Source organism: Rhizobium mesosinicum (genome assembly GCF_019511345.1).
In the GTDB taxonomy this organism is placed as follows: Bacteria; Pseudomonadota; Alphaproteobacteria; order Rhizobiales; family Rhizobiaceae; genus Rhizobium; species Rhizobium mesosinicum.
In genome coordinates this window covers 483,528-505,330 of the sequence record NZ_JAEUAK010000005.1, presented here as the reverse complement: position 1 = coordinate 505,330, position 21,803 = coordinate 483,528, and the positions used below count along the sequence as shown (strand labels likewise).

At 59.6% G+C, this 21,803-nt stretch carries 19 protein-coding genes and 1 riboswitch; of the genes, 9 read left to right on the top strand and 10 right to left on the bottom strand.

Translation table 11 applies throughout. From position 1 onward, the window contains the following. Positions 1-9 precede the first annotated feature (9 nt). The 9 genes from JNB85_RS16885 to JNB85_RS16845 all read right to left on the bottom strand — a co-directional run bounded on the left by JNB85_RS16885 (position 10) and on the right by JNB85_RS16845 (position 8,816). Entirely contained in the window at positions 10-1,209 is a 1,200-nt protein-coding gene (locus JNB85_RS16885; protein ID WP_220335476.1) for an efflux RND transporter periplasmic adaptor subunit, read from the bottom strand. Positions 1,210-1,413: 204 nt separating this feature from the next. Beyond that, positions 1,414-2,547, bottom strand: coding sequence for a calcium:cation antiporter (locus JNB85_RS16880; RefSeq protein WP_223216519.1), 1,134 nt, complete (start codon positions 2,545-2,547; stop codon positions 1,414-1,416). Positions 2,548-2,715: 168 nt separating this feature from the next. Next, the gene (locus JNB85_RS16875) at positions 2,716-3,066 is read right to left on the bottom strand and encodes a ribbon-helix-helix domain-containing protein (RefSeq protein WP_220335475.1); all 351 of its coding nucleotides are present in this window, start codon (positions 3,064-3,066) and stop codon (positions 2,716-2,718) included. A gap of 123 nt (positions 3,067-3,189) precedes the next feature. Beyond that, a complete protein-coding gene (locus JNB85_RS16870; RefSeq protein WP_220335474.1) occupies positions 3,190-3,786 on the bottom strand; it encodes a DJ-1/PfpI family protein in 597 nt (198 codons plus the stop codon). Between the two features lie 85 nt (positions 3,787-3,871). Continuing rightward, the gene (locus JNB85_RS16865; RefSeq protein ID WP_220335473.1) at positions 3,872-4,267 is read right to left on the bottom strand and encodes a DUF779 domain-containing protein; all 396 of its coding nucleotides are present in this window, start codon (positions 4,265-4,267) and stop codon (positions 3,872-3,874) included. Positions 4,268-4,339: 72 nt separating this feature from the next. Next, positions 4,340-5,848, bottom strand: coding sequence for an aldehyde dehydrogenase (gene adh / locus JNB85_RS16860; protein ID WP_220335472.1), 1,509 nt, complete (start codon positions 5,846-5,848; stop codon positions 4,340-4,342). Between the two features lie 169 nt (positions 5,849-6,017). Beyond that, positions 6,018-6,977: a helix-turn-helix domain-containing protein gene (locus tag JNB85_RS16855; RefSeq protein WP_220335471.1), complete on the bottom strand. Its 960-nt coding sequence runs from the start codon at positions 6,975-6,977 to the stop codon at positions 6,018-6,020. Positions 6,978-7,146: 169 nt separating this feature from the next. Next, complete coding sequence (locus tag JNB85_RS16850; protein ID WP_220335470.1) at positions 7,147-8,355, bottom strand: TIGR03862 family flavoprotein; 1,209 nt, start codon at positions 8,353-8,355, stop codon at positions 7,147-7,149. Positions 8,356-8,393: 38 nt separating this feature from the next. Next, entirely contained in the window at positions 8,394-8,816 is a 423-nt protein-coding gene (locus JNB85_RS16845; RefSeq protein WP_220335469.1) for a MerR family transcriptional regulator, read from the bottom strand. A gap of 71 nt (positions 8,817-8,887) precedes the next feature. Here JNB85_RS16845 and JNB85_RS16840 point away from each other — a divergent pair, with 71 nt between their 5' ends. The 6 genes from JNB85_RS16840 to JNB85_RS16815 all read left to right on the top strand — a co-directional run bounded on the left by JNB85_RS16840 (position 8,888) and on the right by JNB85_RS16815 (position 17,217). Further along, positions 8,888-11,146 carry a heavy metal translocating P-type ATPase gene (locus tag JNB85_RS16840; RefSeq protein WP_220335468.1) on the top strand — a complete coding sequence of 753 codons (2,259 nt, stop codon included), beginning with the start codon at positions 8,888-8,890 and terminating at the stop codon, positions 11,144-11,146. A gap of 309 nt (positions 11,147-11,455) precedes the next feature. Next, a riboswitch (cobalamin riboswitch) is annotated at positions 11,456-11,681 on the top strand. A 262-nt stretch (positions 11,682-11,943) separates the two neighbouring features. Next, positions 11,944-12,165 (top strand): glutaredoxin-like protein NrdH, encoded by a 222-nt coding sequence (gene nrdH / locus JNB85_RS16835; RefSeq protein WP_220335467.1) that lies wholly within the window; start codon positions 11,944-11,946, stop codon positions 12,163-12,165. 13 nt (positions 12,166-12,178) lie between these two features. After that, on the top strand, positions 12,179-12,580 hold the full coding sequence (gene nrdI / locus JNB85_RS16830; RefSeq protein WP_220335466.1) for a class Ib ribonucleoside-diphosphate reductase assembly flavoprotein NrdI: 402 nt from the start codon (positions 12,179-12,181) through the stop codon (positions 12,578-12,580). After that, positions 12,559-14,727: a class 1b ribonucleoside-diphosphate reductase subunit alpha gene (gene nrdE, locus JNB85_RS16825; RefSeq protein WP_220335465.1), complete on the top strand. Its 2,169-nt coding sequence runs from the start codon at positions 12,559-12,561 to the stop codon at positions 14,725-14,727. Before nrdI ends, nrdE begins: the two co-directional genes overlap by 22 nt. Positions 14,728-14,901: 174 nt before the next feature. After that, the gene (nrdF, locus tag JNB85_RS16820) at positions 14,902-15,876 is read left to right on the top strand and encodes a class 1b ribonucleoside-diphosphate reductase subunit beta (protein ID WP_220335464.1); all 975 of its coding nucleotides are present in this window, start codon (positions 14,902-14,904) and stop codon (positions 15,874-15,876) included. Positions 15,877-15,969: 93 nt separating this feature from the next. After that, complete coding sequence (locus JNB85_RS16815; protein ID WP_220335463.1) at positions 15,970-17,217, top strand: adenylate/guanylate cyclase domain-containing protein; 1,248 nt, start codon at positions 15,970-15,972, stop codon at positions 17,215-17,217. Position 17,218: 1 nt separating this feature from the next. Here JNB85_RS16815 and JNB85_RS16810 read toward each other — a convergent pair whose 3' ends face one another. Next, positions 17,219-18,265, bottom strand: a complete 1,047-nt coding sequence (locus tag JNB85_RS16810) for a LacI family transcriptional regulator (protein WP_220335462.1) — start codon at positions 18,263-18,265, stop codon at positions 17,219-17,221. 307 nt (positions 18,266-18,572) lie between these two features. On the opposite strand from JNB85_RS16810, the gene JNB85_RS16805 reads away from it, so the two are divergent. From JNB85_RS16805 to JNB85_RS16795, 3 genes are all read left to right on the top strand, one after another. After that, positions 18,573-19,832, top strand: coding sequence for an ABC transporter substrate-binding protein (locus JNB85_RS16805; protein WP_220335461.1), 1,260 nt, complete (start codon positions 18,573-18,575; stop codon positions 19,830-19,832). A 73-nt stretch (positions 19,833-19,905) separates the two neighbouring features. After that, positions 19,906-20,859, top strand: a complete 954-nt coding sequence (locus JNB85_RS16800; protein ID WP_220335460.1) for a carbohydrate ABC transporter permease — start codon at positions 19,906-19,908, stop codon at positions 20,857-20,859. Next, positions 20,856-21,803 (top strand): carbohydrate ABC transporter permease, encoded by a 948-nt coding sequence (locus tag JNB85_RS16795; RefSeq protein WP_220335459.1) that lies wholly within the window; start codon positions 20,856-20,858, stop codon positions 21,801-21,803. Before JNB85_RS16800 ends, JNB85_RS16795 begins: the two co-directional genes overlap by 4 nt.

Below are 21,803 nucleotides of genomic sequence, written 5' to 3'. Positions count from 1 at the left end.
TGGCGGATTTTACTGGGTCGTCGTCGCGGCCTTTGCATCGGCGCCGGCTTCTGCCGGCTGCATTTTCATATCGATTTTCTCCGGTGCGACCTTGCTGCCGGGGATTGCCTGCTGGATGCCCTGTACGACGACCCAGTCAGCTGGACCGACGCCGGATTCGATGACGCGGAGGGCGCCTTCGCGCTGGCCAGTCTTGACCTGTTTCTGTTCGACGGTGTCATCCTTGCCGAGAACGAGCAGATAGCTGCCGAGCTGGTTGGTTGCGATCGCGTCGTCGCGTACGAGCAGTGCCTTCTCATCCTGGCGGATCGGTACGCGAACGCGCACGAAGAGGCCGGGCAGCATGTCCTTGTCTTTGTTGTCGAACAGAGCCCGGACCTGAAGCGTGCCGGTCGATGCATCGAGTTGCGGCGAGACGTAGTCGAGATGTCCCTTATGCGGGTAGCCTTCTTCGGATTGCAGGCCGAGTTCGGCTGAGATGCTCGGCAGATCCGTCTGCTTGAAGGTGCGTCCCTGCTTTCTCAACATATCCTTGATCAGCAGCACCTGGGTTTCACTGACGTTGAAATAGGCATAGATCGGGTCCGTCTGGACAATGCTGGCGAGCTTGGTGGGGCCTGAGACGCCGACGAGCGTGCCGATATCGACAAGGTGGTCGGTCACCGTGCCATCGAAGGGTGCAATCACTTCGGTATAGCCAAGATTGATCGTTGCAAGTTCGACATTGGCCTGCGCATTGAGGATTTGCGCATTGGCTTCGTCGAGCGTCGCCTTGGCGCTGTCGACGGCTGTCTGCGTCGTGACCTGCTGCTTCATCAGATTGAGCTGACGATCGTACTCCTGCTTGGCACCAACCTGGGATGCCTGTTGCGATGCGAGGGATGCCTTGGCCTGATCAAGCTGGGCCTGATAGGTGTCGCGCTCGATCCCGAACAGCTTGGTGCCCTTCGTTACCGTCGTGCCGTCCTGATAGTCGATCGATTGAAGGTAACCCTGGACGCGCGCTTCGATATCGACTGAGTTCAGCGGCGCAGTATTGCCTGTGAGTTCGAAATAGAGGGTGACGGGCTTCTGGATTGGTTGCGCAACACGGACGGCCGGCGGCGGAGGCGGGACGTAAGTATTGCTGCTTCCATCGCAGGCAGCGACCACTGTCACGCCGATGAGTGTCACAGAAATCTGCAGGCCCCGATGCAATCCCTCACGCATTCTTGCTGCCCCGATGATCTATTTGCCCCGGTCTTGATGCGTGCCTTGGCAGCGATCCCTATAGCCGCCGGATGTTTCAGGCATGCGGTACTATGTCGCGGGATTGGCCGAAATTGCAATAGCTTGCGGCATGCAATTTAGCTGTGTCTAAATGATTGACGGCTGCATAGCCCGGGCCGGCGGCTCAGCCTGGACATTTTCTGCTCACTGCTGGGTAATGAGCAGTATGTAAGCCAAAAATAGCACCAGGTGAACCGCGCCCTGCATGAGGTTGGTGCGGCCACTTGAAAAGGTAATGATGCTGACGGCGAGCGTCAGCACGAACATGACGAGATCCGGACCCTGAAGCCCCAATGTGACGGGGTGCCCGTAAAGATGGCTGATCGCCAGCATGGCCGGCACGGTCAGGCCGATCGTCGACAGGACCGAGCCGAGGAAGATGTTGATGGCGCGTTGCAGATGGTTGGCGACGGAAGCGCGCACGGCGCTGATGGCTTCGGGTGTCGCGACAAGCACCGCCATGATCACACCGCCAAATGCTGCCGGTGCATGCAGGGTTTCGATCACATAGTCGATCGGCAGGGCAAGCTGTTCGACCAGGAAGACGACCGGTCCCATATAAGCGAGCAACAGCAGTGCATGATGCCATACCGACCGGTGGTGCCGTATGCCGACTGCGTGCCGCTCATGATCGTCGCGATCATCGGCGAAGTAGCTCTGGTGGCGGCCGGACTGCAACAGGAGAAATATGCTGTAGAGGCCGATCGAGATGATGCCGAGAAACATCTGTCTCGGAGCCGAGGGATGCGGGCCATCCGGGCCGGCGAGAAACGTCGGCATCACGAGGCTGAGGGTCGCCAAGGGCACGATAACGCCGAGATAGGCGTTGGCGCCGTGCAGATTATGCTGTTGGTCTTCCCGCCGCCATGCGCCTAAGAGCAGCGACAACCCGACCATGCCGTTCAGGATGATCATCACCACGGCAAACAGCGTGTCGCGGGCGAGCGTCGGATTGTTTTCCCCGTGAAGCATGACGGCTGAGATCGCCATCACTTCGATCGAGGTAATGGCAAGCGTCAGGACGAGGGTTCCGTATGGCTCCTGGAGCTGCTCTGCCAGATGATCCGCATGGCGAACGACCGAAAGGGCAGAGCCCAGCACGACGGCAAAAAGCCAGAGAAGAATGACGACGAACCAGACCGGCTCGGAAAGCCGGGCGAAGATCGGATCGCGGAAAGCGAGGAAAATCAGGGTGGTCGCGATGCTGACTCCAAGGAACCATTCCTCACGGGCCAGGCTCACCATGCTGGTGGTGTGCGATGTGGAGCCGTCAGTCATCGGCACCATCGCCGACCATGAAATACCGTCGCGCTACGACCGCCGCCATCTTCCCCTCCGCTCCGCCCGGTCAAACCGAGTAATGCGGTTGATGGCGGCCGAGGCGATTGTCTCATGCAGAGGGGCAATCCGCCTATCTAAAAATCACCGGCACTGGCTTAGGGGAATTCAATGATATTTCCGCTTCTCCCTCCCCAGAATTTCCGGCGCATCGAGGCCGGCGATCGGCCGCGAGAGATCTGCGGGGATGTCGCCGGCAAGCTGGAGGTCCAGGTAGCGGGCGCAGCAGACGCGGAGGAACGAGGTGAAGTTGCCGAGGTCATGGCCGGCATCGATCGACTCGTGATGCAGCCTGGTGATCAGCTGAACCACGTTCATGCCGTCGCGGGTAGCGATTTCCTCCAGCTTCGACCAGAAGAAATTCTCCAGCCGCACGCTGGTGACCATGCCATTGATGCGCAGCGACCGGGTTGTACTTTCCCAGAGCCTGGCGTCAGCTTTGACGAATAGTTCGCACATCGCGTTCCTCGCGCCCGTCCATTTAAAGCGTGCCGCGAATCCTTCGGATTCGCTTGGCACGCTTTAGAGCCTTGATTGCATGTCGTTATCGCAAAAGGGCTTCGCACTTTTGCGCGACATGCTTTAGGCGGCATTGGTCTCCAGAACCGTTGCCGCATCGAGCACCGTCATGAACTGGCGCAGCCACGAGGGGTGGGCCGGCCATGCAGGCGCGGTGACGAGATTGCCGTCGGAAACGGCATCGGTAATCGCGATATCGGCATAGGTCCCGCCGGCGAGCTCGACTTCCGGGCGGCAGGCGGGATAGGCCGAGCAGGTACGGCCTTCGAGGACATCGGCGGCCGCGAGAAGCTGGGCGCCGTGGCAGATGGCAGCGACCGGCTTATTGGCATCGAAGAAATGCCTGACCGCCTTGATGACCTCTGGGTTGAGACGGAGATATTCCGGCGCACGGCCGCCCGGAATGACGAGTGCATCATAATCTTCGGCACGCACGCTCTCGAAGGTCGCGTTCAGCGCGAAGTTATGGCCGCGCTTTTCCGAATAGGTCTGGTCGCCTTCGAAATCATGGATGGCTGTGGCGACCGTCTGGCCGGCGGTCTTGCCGGGGCAGACGGCATGGACCGTATAGCCGCAGGCAAGCAGCGTCTGGAACGGCACCATGGTTTCGTAATCTTCAGTAAAATCGCCTGTGATCATCAGGATCTTGCTAGCTGGCATTTTTCCTCCCGTAAAAACCAACAGATGGACTTTAACAAAGGATCGCGGGCCGCGGGTAATATGGGAATACTACAGCAGCTGCCGATCAGCTCGTCTCACGTGTCCTGACGCCGGGAATGGTGCAGGCCTCGCCACCGCCGAACATGCGCGAGCGGGTCAGGAAGCGCTTTTCGCGGCCATTATCGAGCGAAAACATGCCGCCGCGACCGGGTACGACGTCGATGATGAGCTGCGTGTGTTTCCACGCCTCGAACTGGCTGGCGCTGATGTAAACGGGTACGCCGCCGATTTCGCCGAGCTTCACATCCTGATCGCCGACCATGAAGTCGTCGGTGGGATAGCACATGGGGGAAGAACCGTCACAGCAGCCGCCGGACTGATGGAAGAGGATATCAGGATAATCCTGCTGAATTTCCTGGATGAGGTCGAGCGCTGCATCGGTTGCAAGCACGCGCGGTTCGCCATTGACCATCTGTTCCATATTGCCTCCTGCAAGACAATGCCTCCTCCCCGTGAAGGGAGGAGGCGCGATATTAGCACAAGCGACTGCTTCTCAGAAGAAGCCGAGCTTCTTCGGGCTGTAGCTGACCAGCATGTTCTTGGTCTGCTGGTAGTGGTCGAGCATCATCTTGTGCGTTTCGCGGCCGATGCCGGACTGCTTGTAACCACCGAAGGCCGCATGGGCGGGGTAGGCGTGATAGCAATTGGTCCACACACGGCCGGCCTGGATTTCCCGGCCGAAGCGATAGGCGCGGTTGGCGTCGCGGGTCCAGACACCAGCGCCGAGGCCGTAGAGCGTATCGTTGGCGATCTCGAGCGCCTGCTTGTCGTCCTTGAAGGTGGTTACGGAGACGACCGGGCCGAAGATTTCTTCCTGGAACACACGCATCTTGTTGTGGCCCTTGAAGATGGTCGGCTTGATGTAATAGCCGGCAGACAGTTCACCGCCGAGATCGTTGCGCGAGCCGCCGGCCAGCACCTGTGCGCCTTCCTGCTTGCCGATATCGAGGTAGGCGAGGATCTTTTCCATCTGCTCGGTAGAGGCCTGCGCGCCGATCATCGTTTCCGGGTCGAGCGGGTTGCCCTGTTTGATGGCTTCGACGCGTTTGACGGCCCGCTCCATGAAGCGGTCATAGATCGATTCCTGGACGAGAGCGCGGCTCGGGCAGGTGCAGACTTCGCCCTGGTTCAGCGCGAACATGGCGAAACCTTCGAGCGCCTTGTCGAAGAAATCGTCGTCTTCGGCTGCCACATCCGCAAAGAAGATGTTGGGTGACTTGCCGCCGAGTTCCAGCGTCACCGGAATGAGGTTCTGGCTGGCATATTGCATGATGAGGCGGCCTGTCGTCGTCTCGCCGGTGAAGGCGATCTTGGCGATGCGCGGGCTGGATGCGAGCGGTTTACCGGCTTCGAGACCAAAACCGTTGACAATGTTGAGTACGCCGGGCGGCAGCAGGTCGCCGACGATTTCTGCCCAGAGAAGCAGAGAGGCGGGTGTCTGTTCGGCCGGCTTGATGACGACGCAGTTGCCGGCGGCAAGGGCCGGGGCCAACTTCCAGGCGGCCATCAGGATCGGGAAATTCCAGGGAATGATCTGGCCGACGACGCCGAGCGGTTCATGGAAGTGGTAGGCAACGGTATCATGATCGATTTCGCCGATCGTGCCTTCCTGAGCGCGGATGCAGGAAGCGAAATAGCGGAAGTGGTCGATGGCGAGCGGAATGTCGGCCGCCATGGTTTCGCGGATCGGCTTGCCGTTGTCCCAGGTTTCAGCCTGGGCCAGAAGCTCCAGCTTGTCTTCCATGCGCTGGGCCATCTTCATGAGGATGTTGGAGCGCTCGGTGGTAGAGGTGCGGCCCCATTTTTCCTTCGCGGCATGGGCGGCATCGAGCGCGGCGTTGATGTCCTTTTCATCCGAGCGCGGGATTTCGCAGAGCTTACCGCCGGTCACTGGCGTGACGTTGTCGAAATATCTGCCGCCGATCGGCTCGCGCCACTCGCCGCCGATATAGTTGCCGTATCTCAGCTTGAACGGCGATTCGACGATTTTCTGATGAAGCATGTCATCCTCCCTTGATGAACAGGTTCCGGAACGAACCAGTGGGAGGAAATCTGTGCTGCTTTTGTCTGAGGGAACAGGGCAGCTTGCCAATACCGCAGCGCACAGTGTCGCAGAGTTGCGACAGGTTCCGGTGCCGCCACGAAATCGTGATCAAGCCTTTCGCACGATGTCAGTGCAGGTCGAGCTTCTTCATCTTCCGATGCAGTGTAGCACGGCTGATGCCGAGGGCTGCGGCGGCCTGGGAAACGTTGCCATGGGTGCGAGACAGGGCTCGTCGAAGCGCGGCCTTTTCGGCCTCTGCTATCTCCTCTTCCTGCGAGACGCGGCCTTCATGCAGCGCATCGGAGGCGGGAAGGCCGGCAGCGATGCGCACGTCGTCCAGCTTGAGGGCGAGGCGGGCGGCTCGCGTGGCGCCGAGAACGAGGTCATGGCGATCGACGGCGAGGAGTGCATTAGCGGAATTGACTCCGGCCGGCACCATGACGAAGCGGGCGCCGGCAAAGGCGGAGCGGAACAGATTGAGCTCGATGCGCATCGCCGCATCCCGCACAGCCTGCGACAGGATGCTCAGCGTAATTTCGTTGACATCGTCACGGCAGGTCGAGATGTCGAGGGCGGCTGCCAGAAGGCCGCGATGATCGCGGATCGGAGCTGTGGTGCAGCTCAGCTTGATGTTGGAGCAGTAGAAATGCTGATCCCGGAAGACGGCAACGGCTCTGTCATCGGCAAGCGCGGTGCCGATGCCGTTGGTACCGATGCTGGCTTCGGTCCAGACGGAACCGGTCCACAGACCGAGATCGTAAAAATCCTTGTCGTTGCCCGAGGCCCCGCGACGCTCCAGTGCAATGCCGCTGCGATCCGTCAGCAACAGGCAGCAGCCGGCTTTGCCGACAGTCGCAAAGAGACGGTCGAGTTCCTCGCGAGCATCGGCGATCAGCTGTTCGGATTGCTCCCGCGCCAGGCCGAATTCCTGCTCGGTGAGGCGCAGGGGCGCGCGCTTATCCTCCGGCGCCAGCTGGTACATGGTCATGCAGCGGCGCCAGGAAGCCACGATTGGAGAGCTGGCCGCAGCGGAATTCTGCTGGGCGCACGTATAGACATGCTCCGCATGCGCGGATTGTTCGTGCATCGAGGCTCCTCCCACGGAACTTGCGCATATTCTGATGTAAATGCGGCAGCTTTGCAATCAGGCCGGCATGACGGCAGATTCTAGGGATAGAATTTTCCCGATGGTCCGTGTCGCATTTCTGAGACAGTTGCGTGCCCATCGGTCGCATGTCGGCGTGCAGCCTTTGCCGTCACCTTCGGCCGAGCCAAGCGTCGAGGCCCTTTGCAGCGGCGCGGCCCGTGGCGAAACAGGCGGTGAGCAGATAGCCGCCAGTCGGCGCTTCCCAATCCAGCATCTCACCGGCGACGAAGACGCCGGGGAGACGTTTCAGCATGTAAGTCTCGTCAATTTCAGCGAAGGTGATGCCGCCGGCCGACGAGATGGCCTCAGCGATGGGGCGTGGGCGCAGCAGCGGGACAGGCAAGGCTTTGATGGCGGCGGCCAGTTCTTGAGGGTCGTATCGATTTGCTTCCGGTAACAGCTCTCGCAAGAGTGCTACTTTTGCGCCATCGATGCCAGCGCCTTTGCGCAGGCGATTGGAGAAGCTCGACTTAGCGCCCTGCCGGGCGAGATCACGAGACAGACGCTCCAGCGTGCGACCGGGGGCGAGGTCGATTGAAAGCGTTGCCTGACCATGTTGCCGCAGGTCATCACGCAAGGCGGCCGAATGTGCATAGATGAGGCTGCCTTCGATGCCGTGTCGAGTGATGACAAACTCGCCAGGAAATGTGCCGGCGCGCGACGTTGCCGTGACCGATTTCAGCGGTTGTCCGGCGAAGCGACGGAAGAGGTCGCTCCAGGCGACATCGAAGCCGCAATTGGCGGGCTGAAATGGGGCGATCGTTATGCCGCGTCCGACAAATAACGGCACCCAGGCGGCGTCCGAGCCGAGACGCGGATAGCTGGCGCCTCCGAGTGCGAACTGTGTCGCAGCGCAGGAGATGACCTTGCGGCCATCAGGCGTTTCGAATGCATGCCCCTCGTCAGTAAAGCCGACCCAGCGATGGCGGGGAAAGAAGCTGACACCAGCGCTTTCCAGCCGGGCGAGCCAGGCCCGCAGAAGGGGCGAAGCCTTCATGGCATTAGGGAAAACGCGGCCGGAAGAGCCGACGAAGGTTTCGGTGCCGAGCCCGGCTGCCCAGGCGCGAATATCGGCCGGGGTGAAGGCGTCGAGGGCGGTGCGGAGGCTGGCATTGGCATCACCGAAGCGGGTGGCGAAACGCCCGAAATCTTCCGAATGCGTGATGTTGAGGCCGGACTTGCCGGCGAGCAGGAATTTGCGGGCGAAGGTCGGCATCGCGTCATAGACGGAAACGGCATGGCCGGTTGCCGACAGCACCTCGGCAGCCGAAAGGCCGGCGGGGCCGCCGCCGATGATCGCGATCGTCTTCTGTTTCATTGCGCCTTCTTGGCGCGGGCGGGGAACGAGCGCAAGTGTCAGTGATGCGGATGGGCGCACTTGCCGTGATCGGCGAGCACCTCGATGACACGGCACTGATCGACGCGGCCATGGCCGCAGCCTTCGACCATCAGTTCCAGCTCGGCCTTCAGAGCATTCAGGCTGCGGATGCGCTGCTCGACCTCGATCAGGCGCGCCTTGGCGATGGCATCGGCGGAAGCACAGGGCTGATGCGGATCGTCTTGCAGGTGAAGCAGCGTGCGGATCGCCTCGATCTCGAAGCCGAGTTCGCGGGCGTGGCGGATGAAGGCGAGGCGGTCGAGGTCTGATGGTTCGTAGGAGCGTTGGTTGCCCTCGCTACGGCTCAGTTCGGAAAGCAGGCCGATGCTCTCATAATAGCGGATCGTCGGCACCTTCACGCCGCTCTGGCGGGCGGCTTCACCGATGGTGATCTTTTTCATGATTTTCCTCTTGCACCTCTAGTCGCTAGAGGATGTAGGAAGGATGCTGCCTATAAGCAAGGATCTGGATCATGAGCGAAGCAGCACAGGCACGGTATAGGGTCGGTGGCATGGATTGTGCCGCCTGCGCGACGAAAATCGATATGGCCGTCAGGCGTATGGACGGGGTCGAGGATGTCTCCGTTTCGGTGACGGCGGGTACAATGACCGTGCGCCACGACGGCAGCAGCGATCTCAGGGCAATCGAGAAGAAAGTGACCGGGCTCGGCTATTCGGTCGCTCCACTCACCGGTAAGGCCCCCGTTCGTGATCGCAAGGCCGGCCATGATCATGTCCATGAAAACCACGATCATGGGCATGAGGATCATGATCACCACGACCATGAAGCTCGCGACCGATCCAGTCACGAGCATTCGCATGGCGCCGAGGATGTCCCGGGCCTGCATGGCCATGATCACGGCCCGATGGCAGGCTCTTGGTGGCAGAGCAAGAAGGGACGGTCGACGATCCTCTCCGGCTTTGCGCTCGTCGTTGCATATGTGCTGGGCCATCTGGTGCCCTCGATCGCTTCCTATACCTTCATCGTCGCTATGCTGGTCGGGCTTGTGCCGATCGCGCGCCGCGCGATCATGGCGGCACTTTCCGGTACACCTTTCTCTATCGAGATGCTCATGACGATTGCCGCCGTCGGCGCTGTCATCATCGATGCCGGGGAAGAAGCGGCGACAGTCGTTTTCCTCTTCCTCGTCGGTGAATTGTTGGAAGGGGTCGCCGCCGGCAAAGCGCGCGCCAGCATCCAGTCGTTGACGACGCTGGTGCCGAAGAACGCGCTTCTTGAGGCAAGCGGTGAGGTGAAGGAAGTGCCGGCCGAGACGCTCGCAGTTGGTTCTGTCATTCTCGTGCGGCCGGGAGATCGGATTTCAGCCGACGGCACAATTCTCTCCGGTGAAAGTGCCATCGATGAAGCACCGGTAACGGGCGAAAGCACGCCGGTGCGCAAGGGCGCGGGCGAGACGGTCTTTGCCGGCACGGTCAATGGAGATGCGGCGTTGCGCGTCCGCGTAACGGCCGCTGCCGCGGACAATACGATCGCCCGCGTCGTCAAGCTGGTGGAGGAGGCGCAGGAATCCAAGGCGCCGACCGAGCGCTTCATCGACCGGTTCTCGCGTTATTATACGCCTGGTGTTGTGGTCGTGGCGGCTCTGGTGGCGGTTCTGCCACCGGTGCTGATAGGTGGGGCATGGGGTGAATGGATATACAAGGGCCTTGCGATCCTGCTGATCGGCTGCCCCTGCGCGTTGGTCATTTCCACGCCCGCAGCCATTGCCGCTTCGCTGTCGGCGGGGGCGCGCCGCGGGTTGCTGATGAAGGGCGGGGCGGTTCTGGAATCGCTTGGCAAGGTAACGGCGGTCGCATTTGATAAGACCGGAACGCTGACCGAAGGCAAACCGCAGGTCACCGATATCATTGGCTACGGACGCACGGAGGCGCAGGTGCTGTCGCGGGCTGCGGTGCTGGAGCAGGGTTCCAGCCACCCGCTGGCGCTCGCGATCCTCAACCGCGCCAAGGCTAATGGCGTACCAGTGCCGCCGGCTTTCGAGCTGGAGGCACTGCCTGGCAAGGGCATGACTGGCAAGGTTGGTGGCGAGACGCTCGATCTTCTGTCGCCGCCGGCAACGCGCGAGCGCGGCGTACTGAATGCCGAGCAGGATCAGCAGGTTGCTGTTTTGAACGGCGCGGGCAAGAGCGTTTCGGTACTGCTTGTCGATGGCGTCGCTGCCGGGCTGATCGCCATGCGCGACGAACCGCGCGAAGACGCCAAGAGCGGGCTTGCGACGCTGAAGGCATCAGGTGTGCGTGCCATCATGCTGACCGGCGACAATAAGCGCACGGCGGCCGCCGTTGCCGGCGATCTCGGCATCGACTGGCGCGGTGAGTTGCTGCCGCAGGACAAGCAGCGCATCGTCGGCGAACTCAGGCGCGAAGGGCTGTTCGTCGCCAAGGTCGGTGACGGCATCAATGACGCGCCGGCGCTTGCCGCCGCCGATGTCGGCATCGCCATGGGTGGTGGCACCGACGTGGCGCTGGAGACGGCGGATGCGGCTGTGCTGCATGGACGGGTCGGCGATGTCGCCCGCATGATCGAGCTCTCGAAGCGGACGATGCGCAACGTCATGCAGAACATCACCATGGCTCTCGGGCTGAAGGCGGTGTTCCTCGGCACCACTATTGCCGGCATTACCGGCCTGTGGCCGGCGATCCTTGCCGATACGGGCGCGACCGTATTGGTGACGATGAACGCGCTTCGTCTTCTCCAGATGAAGACGTAAAGTTTGTCATTTTAGCAGTGTGAGGAAGGTGCGCGCCTGTGGCATGGTTGTTCCGGGATCTGCCGAAACCGAGGCTGCCCCGAATACAAAGTCGGCCTATTGCGCGATGCCCCCGTCCGCGAGCCGGGCATGAATCGGGAATCGAAAATCGCAGAGCCGGTTACAGTCCGATTCTCTTCCTTGGGGCCTTCTCCACAGCCTGCTTTCTTTAATCATCGGTTAACCACGTTCTTCACAGGAATGCAGTGATTTCAAACATGCCGTAACGCGATGCACAAACCATCTGTTGACGCAAACCGGGATTCGCGTACTATATCTAGTGTTCAAGGTTCCTTCGATTCGCTAGGGATCGCAGGCTAAGATGGGAATACGGTGCGTTTTGCCATGAGGGCGCGACAAGGCCGGAGCTGCCCCCGCAACTGTAAGCGGCGAGCAACTGTCCGATTTCAGGTCACTGAAGCATGAGGCTTTGGGAAGGCTGGGGCAGGGGCTTCGACCCGTAAGCCAGGAGACCTGCCTTGAATAAAACGTCCACGGGCGGGGTGTCCGGAAGGTCGCGTGTATGAATGCGGAATCTATCCGTGCCTGTTACGCTGCCTCGCACTTCCGCATGAGCACTTCGGGGTTGAAGTCATGTCGAGAGTATCAAAACCGCCGCCCGCGCAGATTCCGCAGAGGATAATGCCTGGCGTGTAAAGCGCCGACTTTGTCAGATCATTCTTAAACGTTGCCCCGGACGCCGCAGGCGCCCGATCCTACTCCTGCGTCCGGAATCCATTGACATCACGAGGAACATGATGAGCGTTACCGTTTACAGCAAGCCTGCCTGCGTTCAGTGCACCGCTACCTATCGCGCCCTCGACCGCCTGGGCGTCGAGTATGAAATCATCGATATCTCCGAGGATGCCGACGCGCTCGATCGGGTGCGCGGCATGGGCTACATGCAGGTTCCGGTCGTCGTTGCCGGCGAGCACCACTGGGCGGGCTTCCGTCCCGATATGATCAGCGCCCTCTCCTGATTGGAAAAAAGCGGTGGGTCTGATCGTCTATTATTCCAGCCGGTCCGAGAATACCCATCGCTTTGTCGAGAAGCTGGGACTGCGCGCGGCGCGCATTCCCGCTGGCGCTGAAGACATCCACATTCGCGAACCCTTTGTGCTGATCTCGCCCACTTATTGCGGTGACGGCGGAAAAGGTGCCGTGCCCAGGCAGGTGGTCCGTTTCCTCAACGATGCGGAAAACCGCTCCAACATCCGCGGCGTGATTGCCGCGGGCAACAGCAATTTCGGCGAGACCTACGGGCTTGCCGGCGACGTGATCTCGCAGAAATGCCAGGTGCCTTACCTCTACAGGTTCGAGCTTCTGGGGACTGCAGAGGATGTCGCCAATGTCAAAGACGGGATGGGACGATTTTGGACACGGGAACAAACCTGACGCGGGATGCGGGCGCAAAGCCGCTAAAGGCCGTGGAAGCGCTGGATTATCATGCGCTGAACGCGATGCTGAACCTCTATGACGATGAGGGCAAGATCCAGCTCGACAAGGATCGCATGGCGGCCAAGCAGTATTTCCTGCAGCATGTGAACCAGAACACCGTGTTCTTCCATAATCTCCGGGAGAAGCTCGATTATCTGGTGAGCGAAGGCTATTACGAACAGGAGGTCCTCGATCAATATTCCTTCAATTTCGTCCGCGACCTGTTCGACGAAGCTTATGCCAAGAAATTCCGTTTCCCGACCTTCCTCGGCGCCTTCAAATATTACACCAGCTACACGCTGAAGACCTTCGACGGTAAGCGCTACCTGGAGCGCTACGAAGACCGAATCTGCATGGTGGCGCTGGCGCTTGCCAGAGGCAACGAGCAGCTTGCCCGCGATCTGATGGAAGAGATCGTTACCGGCCGTTTCCAGCCGGCAACGCCGACTTTCCTCAATGCCGGCAAGAAGCAGCGCGGTGAACTCGTCTCGTGCTTCCTGCTGCGTGTCGAAGACAATATGGAATCGATCGGCCGCTCCATCAATTCGGCGCTGCAGCTTTCCAAGCGCGGCGGCGGTGTCGCGCTGTCGCTGACGAATATCCGCGAGGCTGGTGCGCCGATCAAGCAGATCGAAAACCAGTCTTCCGGCATTATTCCCGTCATGAAACTGCTCGAAGATTCGTTTTCCTATGCCAATCAGCTTGGTGCGCGGCAAGGGGCCGGTGCAGTCTATCTCAACGCGCACCACCCCGATATCATGCGCTTCCTCGATACCAAGCGTGAAAATGCCGACGAGAAGATCCGCATCAAGACCTTGTCGCTTGGGGTCGTCGTGCCCGATATCACCTTCGAGCTCGCCAAGAACAACGAGGATATGTACCTCTTCTCGCCCTATGACGTGGAGCGGGTCTATGGCGTGCCCTTCACCGAAATCTCCGTGACGGAAAAGTATCGCGAGATGGTGGCGGACGCCCGTATCACCAAGAGGAAGATCAAGGCGCGTGAATTCTTCCAGGTGATCGCCGAAATTCAGTTCGAGAGCGGCTACCCCTACATCATGTTCGAAGACACGGTGAACCGGGCAAACCCGATTGCCGGGCGTATCAGCATGAGCAACCTCTGCTCGGAAATCCTGCAGGTGAGCGAGGCCAGCGAATTCAACGACGACCTGTCCTACAAGCATCTCGGCAAGGATATCTCCTGCAATCTCGGATCTCTGAACATCGCCATGGCGATGGATTCATCCAATTTCGGCAAGACGATCGAGACCGCGATCCGTGCACTGACCGCCGTTTCCGACATGAGTCATATCTCGTCGGTTCCCTCGATCGAGAAGGGCAATGACGACAGCCACGCGATCGGTCTTGGCCAGATGAACCTGCATGGTTACCTCGCCCGCGAGCGTGTCCATTACGGTTCGGAGGAAGGCGTCGATTTCACCAATATCTATTTTTATACGGTTACCTATTACGCGATCCGCGCTTCTAATCGCCTGGCGGCTGAGCGCGGTTCAAGCTTCAAGGGCTTCGAGAAATCGAAATATGCCTCGGGCGAATATTTCGACAAATATACCGAGCAGGAATGGAAGCCGGCGACCGAGAAGGTTCAGTCGCTGTTCGACGATGCCGGCATTCATATCCCGACGCAGGAAGACTGGCTGGAACTGAAGAAGGCCGTGATGGCTTCGGGCCTCTATAACCAGAACCTGCAGGCGGTGCCGCCGACCGGCTCGATCTCCTATATCAACCACTCGACCTCCTCGATCCATCCGATCGTCTCTAAGATCGAGATCCGCAAGGAGGGCAAGATCGGCCGCGTCTATTATCCGGCGCCGTTCATGACCAACGACAATCTCGATTATTACGAGGATGCTTACGAGATCGGGCCGGAAAAGATCATCGATACCTATGCGGCAGCCACCCAGCATGTCGACCAGGGCCTGTCGCTGACGCTGTTCTTCCGCGATACAGCAACGACGCGCGACATCAACCGCGCCCAGATCTATGCCTGGAAAAAGGGTATCAAGACGATCTATTACGTCCGCCTTCGCCAGATGGCGCTATCCGGCACCGAGGTGCAGGGTTGTGTGTCTTGTACGCTGTGAGTTGATTTCGGCCGCGAGCCTTTGAGCGAGCGGTCCCCTCATCCGCCTGCCGGCACCTTCTCCGCGATGGGGAGAAGACATCTGCGGCAGGCGCGACGTCCCCTCTCCCCTCGGGAAGAGGGCAGGGTGAGGGGGCTCCGATAGCCATCAATCTGTTGGAAGGACATAATTACCATGAACATCGCCGTAAAGCCGATCTCCCGCGTGCGCGCCATCAACTGGAACCGCATCGAAGACGACAAGGATCTCGAAGTCTGGAACCGCTTGACCGGCAATTTCTGGCTGCCGGAGAAGGTGCCGCTGTCGAACGACATCCCTTCGTGGGGGACGCTGACGCCGGTCGAGCAGCAGCTGACGATCCGCGTCTTCACCGGGCTGACGCTGCTCGACACGATCCAGAACGGCATCGGTTCCGTCAAGCTGATGGCGGATGCGGTCACGCCGCATGAGGAGGCGGTGCTTTCCAACATCTCCTTCATGGAGGCGGTGCATGCGCGCTCCTATTCCTCGATCTTCTCGACGCTCTGCCTGACGCCTGATGTCGATGACGCCTATCGCTGGTCGGAAGAAAACGAATTCCTGCAGCGCAAAGCGGCCCTGATCATGGAGCACTATGCGTCCGGCGATCCCCTGAAGAAGAAGGTCGCCAGCGTCTTCCTCGAAAGCTTTCTCTTCTATTCCGGCTTCTATCTGCCAATGTACTGGTCAAGCCGCGCCAAGCTTACCAACACGGCCGACATGATCCGCCTCATCATCCGAGACGAGGCGGTGCATGGCTATTATATCGGCTACAAGTTCCAGCGCGGACTTGAAAGGCTTTCCGAAGAGCGCCGGCAGGAGATCAAGGACTTTGCCTTCGACCTGCTGCTCGAGCTCTACGACAACGAAGCGAAATATACGGAAGCGCTCTACGACGGCGTCGGGTTGACTGAGGACGTCAAGAAGTTCCTGCATTACAATGCCAACAAGGCGCTGATGAACCTCGGTTATGAGGCGCTGTTCCCGGCCGAAGCCTGCAAGGTCAATCCGGCGATCCTGTCGGCGCTTTCGCCGAATGCGGACGAGAACCACGACTTCTTCTCGGGCTCCGGCTCCTCCTATGTCATCGGCAAGGCTGTCGCGACCGAGGACGAAGACTGGGATTTCTGAGGTTTATCTTTGCGAAGCCTCTTATCATTCGGTCCGCTATCGCCCACATTCGGCCCGGTGTATTCGTTGAATGTGGCGTAGCGGGAGTTTTTTATGAGGCCCTCTTTCGAAGCGACTGATCCGGCAAGCGAAGCTGCCGAAGGCGTCTGGCCAATTCGCAGGCGCCGAATTCTCGATTGGCTGATCAACGAGACCCGCAGCGAGCGTTTCATCGACAATATCCTGGTGGAGATGTGCAAGCGGCTATTGGCAGCGGGCGTGCCGGTGAACCGGTCGAGCTTGCATTTCCGCACCAACCATCCGCAATGGATCGGCGCCCGCATCCTGTGGGTGGAAGGCATGGACGAGGCGAAGATCGACACCTTTGCCTACGGGGTGGAGACCACGCCGCAATTCCTCAACAGCCCGGTCAACGAGATCCATAGCGGAGCCAATGAGGTGCGGAAAAACCTGGAGGATTTGTGGGAAGGCGACGACTATCCCTTCTTCCAGGAACTGCGCGACGACGGCTATTCCGAATATATCGCCTGGCCGATCGATCATACGTTCGGAAAGCGACACGTCGTCACCTTCTCGACCAAGCGGCCGGGCGGTTTTACAAGCGAACACGTGGATTTCCTGCGCGATCTTCTGCCCGCCCTGACGCTCGTCAGCGAAATCCGGCTGAAGAACATCATGGCGCGCACGCTGCTGCAGACCTATGTGGGGCCGCACGCAAGCGAACAGATTCTCTCCGGCGTCATTACCCGCGGCAGCGGCACGACCGTTGGCGCGGCGATCATGATCTGCGACCTGCGCGATTTCACGGCGATCTCCGACCTCTGGCCGCGTGATGACGTCATTCATCTGCTCAACGACTATTTCGATGCCATGTCCGATCCGATTGAGCGGCACGGCGGCGAAATCCTAAAATTCATGGGCGACGGATTGCTCGCCATCTTCCCGCTGTCGAAGCCTTCGGCCTGCGAGGATCTGCTGACGGCGATCCGTGAAGGGCAGGAGGCGATGGCGAAACTGAATGAGCAACATCAGCGCCTGGGGCGTGATCCCCTGCGCTACGGTGTCGGGGTCCACGTTGGCGACGTCATGTACGGCAACATCGGTTCGCGTCGGCGGCTGGATTTCACGGTCATCGGTCCGGCAGTCAACGTCGCCTCGCGGCTTGAAACCTTGACCAAGGAGGTTAAGCGGCCGGTACTTTTGTCTCGCGCTTTCGTCGAGATGGCGACCTGCACGGAAGAGATGGACAATCTCGGCACTTTTCCTCTGCGTGGCCTTGGGGAGCCGGTCGAAGTCTTCGCCTTCCGCGATAAGCCGACAGCCGGTCGTGACGCGGCTTAAGTTACCGGAAATTGATCTGCGGCGGCAGGAGCAGGCTCTGGCTCTCCGCTGCCGGATTGCTGATACGCTGAAGAAGCATCTGGCCGAGATGTTCGCCAGCTTCCACCAGATCTTCATAGATGGTTTCGATCTTCGGCTGCAGATGGGTGAGGAGATGTGATGTCTCCTTTGCGACGATATCGTAGTCTTCCGCGAGAACGCGGCCCGCATCACCCATGGCGCTGACAAGCGCCAGTGCGGAAACCTCGCCCGGACAGACGAAGCCATCGGGAACATCGGGTGCGGCGGCGCGCGCGCGGAAGAAATCTCTTATCTCGTTAGCCGGTGAATCGAGCGTGACCGCTTCCGATATCTCATAGGCGACGCCGGCCTCGCGCACGGCGGTCATGAAGCCGTGAAGGATGTGCTGGCTGAAGGTCAGCCGCTTCGGCGGCATGATGACCGTGAACCTTTTCCTTCCCTTGGCGATCAGGCGCCGGGTGGCTTCGTAGGCGAAGGCATAATTGTCGTAATCGACGTAAGGGTGTGGTGTCGAAAACTCGGTGCGGCCGTGAGACACGAAGGGAAAGCCGACCTCCTGCAGCATCCGCACCCTCGCATCGAATGGTTCCGTCCGCGTGAAGATCAGGCCGTCGGCGAAATTGTTGCGAACGATATATTCTGCCGCTTCGAGGTCGGTTTTCGACAGGAAGTTCGGGGCGACGACGAGGTGATAGGATGTCTCTTTCAACGCCTTTGCAATGCCGTACATGATCGCGGTGCCGAAGCCGACCACTTCCTGATGCGGATCGAGAAGGATGCTGATGACATTGGTACGGCCCGTCTTCAGGCGCTGAGCAGCCCGGTCCGGCAGGTAGCCGATCTCGCGGGCGATGCGGTGGACGCGTTCGCGCGTCTCGGTCGATATTTGCGGTGCGTCGCTGAGCGCACGGGAAACTGTGGTTACCGCAAGACCGGTCAACGTCGCGATGGTGCGCAACGTCGGCTTGCCACGCTTTTGCGTGCCTTCCGGATTTTCACCCCGTTGCAATTGAGAGGATTCGGTCACTGAGGATATTCCGTGCTGGATTGCGGCTACCATAACACGATGAAACCGGCATGCAATCGATCAATGCAAACGATTTAAATTTTTATGATTTCCTAGGCAACTGAAAAAACTGCAATAAAATCAACGGAAATCACATAAGTCATATTTTTCTCGGGAGTCGAGTAAGGACTTGACGCGGCCTCGTTTATAACGTTTTAAATTGTCAACCGTACTGGGAGGTGCGGTGTGATGTCTGATCGTCTTTGTGGCGGAAGACATCCGGCAGGCGAGGTGGGTCTCGCCGCCGCTTACGAACGGGAGGATATTCATGCGCAAATTTTTAAGCTCGGCAGCTCTTGCTGTCGTGATGATGGCTGGTGTCGGTAGCGCTCATGCAGCCGACGTCAAGGAAGTTCAGATGCTGCACTGGTGGACATCAGGCGGTGAAGCCGCGGCGCTGAACGTGCTCAAGCAGGACCTTGCCAAGGAAGGTTTTGCCTGGAAGGACGTCCCGGTCGCGGGCGGTGGCGGTGACGCAGCTATGACCGCGCTGAAGGCGATGGTTGCCGCGGGCACCTATCCGACCGCCTCTCAGATGCTCGGCTATACCGTTCTCGACTATGCCCAGGCTGGCGTCATGGGTGACCTGACCGAGACGGCCAAGAAGGAAGGCTGGGACAAGTCCGTTCCGGAAGCACTGCAGAAGTTCTCCGTCTATGACGGCAAGTGGGTCGCAGCACCTGTTAACGTTCACTCAGTCAACTGGCTGTGGATCAACAAGTCGGTCATGGACAAGATCGGAGGCACACAGCCGAAGACCTTCGACGACCTGATTGCCCTGCTCGACAAGGCAAAGGCAGCCGGCGTCATCCCGCTCGCCCTCGGCGGTCAGAACTGGCAGGAAGCCACGATGTTCGACTCCATCGTGCTGTCGACCGGCGGTCCGGAATTCTACAAGAAGGCTTTCAATGACCTCGACGAGGAATCGCTGAAGTCCGACACGATGAAGAAGTCCTTCGACAACCTCGCCAAGATCATCAAGTATGTCGATCCGAACTTCTCGGGCCGCGACTGGAATCTGGCGACCGCCATGGTCATCAAGGGCGATGCTCTGGTGCAGGTCATGGGCGACTGGGCGAAGGGTGAATTCGTTGCCGCCAAGAAGACCCCTGATACCGACTTCCTGTGCTACCGCTTCCCGGGCACCGAGGGCAGCGTGGTCTACAACTCCGACATGTTCGGCATGTTCAACGTTCCTGACGACCGCAAGGCCGCTCAGGTGGCGCTCGCCACAGCAACGCTGTCCAAGAGCTTCCAGTCCGCCTTCAACGTCGTCAAGGGTTCGGTTCCGGCCCGTACCGACGTTCCGGATACGGATTTCGACGCTTGCGGCAAGAAGGGCATTGCCGACCTGAAGGCTGCCAACGAAGGCGGCACGCTGTTCGGCTCGCTCGCTCAGGGCTATGGTGCTCCTCCGGCGATCGCCAACGCCTACAAGGACGTCGTCTCGAAGTTCGTCCATGGTCAGATCAAGACCTCCGACGAAGCTGTTACCCAGCTCGTCCAGGCTATCGACGACGCTCGCTAATTCTAACGACAACGGCTTTCCCGCACCCTTGCGGGAAAGCCACGGCCCTGCTCCGCGGGGAGGAGATGATCACATGAGTACAGTTGCGACCACGGATCCGGTCCTGACATCGAAGCCCTCAACCCGCACGTCCATTCGCGGCCGACTGCAGGATGCATTGCCGAAGATCGTGCTGGCGCCAAGTTTCCTGATCACCGTGGTCTTCGTCTACGCCTTCATCGTCTGGACGGCCTATCTCTCCTTCACCAATTCCAAGACCTTTCCGTCCTATGCAATCACGGGCACGCGCGCTTATCAGCGGCTCTGGCGCTGGACCTTCGAAAGCGATCCGCCGTCCTCATGGTACACGTCGATCACCAATATGGGGATCTTTGGTTTCCTCTACATCTTCATCTGTCTGGGGCTCGGCCTGCTGCTTGCGATCCTTCTCGACCAGAAGATCCGCGGCGAAGGCATATTGCGGCCGATCTTCCTCTATCCGATGGCGCTGTCCTTCATCGTGACCGGCGTTGCCTGGAAGTGGTTCCTCGATCCGGGCCTTGGGCTCGAGCAGACACTGCATCATTTCGGCTGGACGAGCTTTCACTTCGACTGGATCAAGAACAAGGACTTCGTCATCTACACCGTCGTCATTGCCGGTGTCTGGCAGGCTTCCGGCTTCGTCATGGCGATGTTCCTCGCGGGGCTGCGCGGCATTGACGGCGAAATCATGAAGGCGGCGCAGATCGACGGTGCATCGCCCTTCCAGATGTACCGACGTATCGTCATTCCAATGCTGCGGCCGATCTTCCTGTCGGCCTTCATCGTGCTCGCCCATATGGCGATCAAGTCCTATGACCTTGTCGTAGCGCTGACGTCGGGCGGGCCGGGTGGCTCGGCATGGCTGCCGTCCAACTTCATGTACGAATACACGTTCAAGCGGAATGAAATGGCTGTCGGCTCCGCAAGCGCCATCATCATGCTGATGACCATTTCGGCAATCATCGTTCCCTATCTCTATTCCGAACTGAGGGAGAAGGCGCGATGAGCAGCATTACTTCTTCTGAGATTGCATCCTCGCAGGGCGGCAATAGCGGCCGCTGGATCGGCCGGATCATCATCTATGGTCTGCTGTTGATCTTCGCCGTTCTCTATCTGATGCCGCTCTTCGTCATGCTGACGACTTCGTTCAAGACGATGGACGAAATTCAGGGCGGCAATATGTTGGCTCTGCCGCAGTCACCGACACTCGATCCCTGGTTCAAGGCCTGGGGCGAGGCCTGCGTCGGCCTGACCTGCGCCGGCATCAAGGGCTACTTCTGGAATTCGATCAAGATGGTCGTGCCGGCAGTGGCGATCTCGACCATTCTCGGCGCAGTCAACGGCTATGTGCTGACCAAATGGCGGTTCCCCGGCCATACGCTGGTCTTCGGCCTGATGCTCTTTGCCTGCTTCATTCCGTTCCAGTCGGTGCTGTTGCCGATGGCGACCATTCTCGGTTCACTCGGCCGTTTCGGCACGACGCTGCAGAATGCAACGGGTTTCAGCTTCGGCTTCGGCAATCCGACCGTGAACCTCGTCTTCGTGCACGTGGTTTACGGCCTCGGCTTCACGACGCTGTTCTTCCGCAATTTTTATGAGGCGTTTCCGACGGAACTGGTGAAGGCTGCGCAGGTGGATGGCGCAAGCTTCTTTCAGATTTTCCGCCGTATCATGCTGCCGAATTCGCTGCCGATCATCGTGGTCACGGTCATCTATCAGTTCACCAATATCTGGAACGACTTCCTCTTCGCCTCGGCCTATGCCGGCACCGGCGACTCGATGCCAATGACCGTTGCGCTCAACAATGTCGTCAATACCTCGACCGGTGTGGTCGAATATAATGTCAACATGGCTGCGGCGATGATCGCGGCCGTTCCTACGCTCATCGTCTATATCCTCGCCGGCCGCTATTTCGTGCGCGGTCTGATGGCGGGCGCCGTCAAAGGGTGA

Excerpts from the sequence above, each read along its gene's own strand:
- JNB85_RS16885 (WP_220335476.1), bottom strand. The coding sequence starts at position 1,209 with ATGCGTGAGGGATTGCATCGGGGCCTGCAGATTTCTGTGACACTCATC.
- JNB85_RS16880 (WP_223216519.1), bottom strand. The coding sequence starts at position 2,547 with ATGACTGACGGCTCCACATCGCACACCACCAGCATGGTGAGCCTGGCC.
- JNB85_RS16875 (WP_220335475.1), bottom strand. The coding sequence starts at position 3,066 with ATGTGCGAACTATTCGTCAAAGCTGACGCCAGGCTCTGGGAAAGTACA.
- JNB85_RS16870 (WP_220335474.1), bottom strand. The coding sequence starts at position 3,786 with ATGCCAGCTAGCAAGATCCTGATGATCACAGGCGATTTTACTGAAGAT.
- JNB85_RS16865 (WP_220335473.1), bottom strand. The coding sequence starts at position 4,267 with ATGGAACAGATGGTCAATGGCGAACCGCGCGTGCTTGCAACCGATGCA.
- adh (WP_220335472.1), bottom strand. The coding sequence starts at position 5,848 with ATGCTTCATCAGAAAATCGTCGAATCGCCGTTCAAGCTGAGATACGGC.
- JNB85_RS16855 (WP_220335471.1), bottom strand. The coding sequence starts at position 6,977 with ATGCACGAACAATCCGCGCATGCGGAGCATGTCTATACGTGCGCCCAG.
- JNB85_RS16850 (WP_220335470.1), bottom strand. The coding sequence starts at position 8,355 with ATGAAACAGAAGACGATCGCGATCATCGGCGGCGGCCCCGCCGGCCTT.
- JNB85_RS16845 (WP_220335469.1), bottom strand. The coding sequence starts at position 8,816 with ATGAAAAAGATCACCATCGGTGAAGCCGCCCGCCAGAGCGGCGTGAAG.
- JNB85_RS16840 (WP_220335468.1), top strand. The coding sequence starts at position 8,888 with ATGAGCGAAGCAGCACAGGCACGGTATAGGGTCGGTGGCATGGATTGT.
- nrdH (WP_220335467.1), top strand. The coding sequence starts at position 11,944 with ATGAGCGTTACCGTTTACAGCAAGCCTGCCTGCGTTCAGTGCACCGCT.
- nrdF (WP_220335464.1), top strand. The coding sequence starts at position 14,902 with ATGAACATCGCCGTAAAGCCGATCTCCCGCGTGCGCGCCATCAACTGG.
- JNB85_RS16815 (WP_220335463.1), top strand. The coding sequence starts at position 15,970 with ATGAGGCCCTCTTTCGAAGCGACTGATCCGGCAAGCGAAGCTGCCGAA.
- JNB85_RS16805 (WP_220335461.1), top strand. The coding sequence starts at position 18,573 with ATGCGCAAATTTTTAAGCTCGGCAGCTCTTGCTGTCGTGATGATGGCT.
- JNB85_RS16800 (WP_220335460.1), top strand. The coding sequence starts at position 19,906 with ATGAGTACAGTTGCGACCACGGATCCGGTCCTGACATCGAAGCCCTCA.
- JNB85_RS16795 (WP_220335459.1), top strand. The coding sequence starts at position 20,856 with ATGAGCAGCATTACTTCTTCTGAGATTGCATCCTCGCAGGGCGGCAAT.